Annotated in this window: 1 protein-coding gene; it reads left to right on the plus strand. The window is 70.3% G+C overall.

Annotation, left to right across the window (positions count from 1 at the left end; translation table 11 throughout):
- Window positions 1-1,832: Rne/Rng family ribonuclease (locus tag ACWF94_RS39770; protein ID WP_453500056.1), on the plus strand; the 1,832-nt coding region annotated here is incomplete at both ends.

The raw sequence follows: 1,832 nt of genomic DNA on the forward strand, positions 1-1,832 counted from the left end.
GGGCGAGGCCGAGTCCGATGACGGGCCCTCGGGCGCCGGCAGCTCCAGCAGCCGCCGTCGCCGCCGTCGCCGCCGGCGCAGCGGTGAGAGTGCCGCCGACGACGAGCCGGGCGTGAGCGACCCCGAGCGTACGGTCGTCAAGGTCCGCGAACCACGGCCCGCCCGCGTCAAGGGCGACGAGGCGTCGGACTTCCAGGACGCCGTGCAGTCCATCAAGGGCTCCACCCGGCTTGAGGCCAAGAAGCAGCGCCGCCGCGAGGGCCGCGAGCAGGGCCGGCGCCGGGTGCCGATCATCACCGAGGCGGAGTTCCTGGCCCGCCGGGAGGCCGTCGAGCGGGTGATGGTCGTCCGCCAGAGCGGCGAGCGCACCCAGATCGGTGTCCTTGAGGACGATGTGCTGGTCGAGCACTACGTCAACAAGGAGCAGGCGACGTCGTACGTCGGCAATGTCTACCTCGGCAAGGTGCAGAACGTCCTGCCGTCCATGGAGGCCGCCTTCGTCGACATCGGCAAGGGACGCAACGCCGTTCTGTACGCCGGTGAGGTCAACTTCGAGGCGCTGGGCATGGCGAACGGCCCGCGCCGGATCGAGGCCGCGCTCAAGTCCGGCCAGTCCGTGCTGGTCCAGGTCACCAAGGACCCGATCGGCCACAAGGGCGCCCGGCTGACCAGCCAGGTGTCGCTGCCCGGCCGCTATCTGGTGTACGTGCCCGAGGGCTCGATGACCGGTATCAGCCGCAAGCTGCCCGACACCGAGCGCGCCCGGCTGAAGACCATCCTCAAGAAGATCGTCCCCGAGGACGCGGGTGTGATCGTCCGCACCGCCGCCGAGGGCGCCAGCGAGGACGAGCTGCGCCGCGATGTCGAGCGGCTCCAGGCGCAGTGGGACGACATCCGCAAGAAGTCGAAGGGCGGCACCGGCTCCAACGCCCCCGCGCTGCTCTACGGCGAGCCCGATATGACCGTCCGCGTCGTCCGCGACATCTTCAACGAGGACTTCACGAAGGTCGTCGTCAGCGGCGACGAAGCCTGGGAGACCATCCACGGCTATGTCGCGCATGTCGCGCCGGATCTGGCCGACCGCCTCCAGCGGTGGACCAGCGAGGTCGATGTCTTCGCGAGCCACCGGATCGACGAGCAGCTGATGAAGGCGCTGGACCGCAAGGTCTGGCTGCCGTCCGGCGGTTCGCTGGTGATCGACAAGACCGAGGCCATGGTCGTGATCGATGTCAACACCGGCAAGTTCACGGGCCAGGGCGGCAATCTGGAGGAGACCGTCACCAGGAACAACCTGGAGGCGGCCGAGGAGATCGTGCGTCAGCTGCGGCTGCGCGACCTCGGCGGCATCGTCGTCGTCGACTTCATCGACATGGTCCTCGAATCCAACCGCGATCTGGTCATGCGGCGGCTGCTGGAGTGCCTGGGACGCGACCGTACGAAGCACCAGGTCGCCGAGGTCACCTCGCTGGGCCTGGTCCAGATGACCCGTAAGCGGGTGGGCCAGGGGCTTCTGGAATCCTTCTCCGAGACCTGTGTCCACTGCAACGGACGCGGCGTCATCGTCCATATGGAGCAGCCGACCTCGGTCGGCGGCGGTGGCGGCGGCAAGCGCTCGAAGAAGCGCGGCCGTGGCGGCCCCGAGCAGCCGCACGAGCACGAGACGGCCGCCGGGGTCTCCGAGGAGACCGAGGCGGAGGTCGCCGCCGAGGCGGCGGCGCCCGTCGCGCTCGCCGAGCCCGCGTTCGTACCGGACGAGGAGCTGTACAGCAGCGCCGCCGAGGCGGAGGCCGCCGCGCTGCGCGGCCGTGGCCGCCGCCGGGCGACCCGCAGGG

This window comes from Streptomyces sp. NPDC055078, from assembly GCF_053607985.1.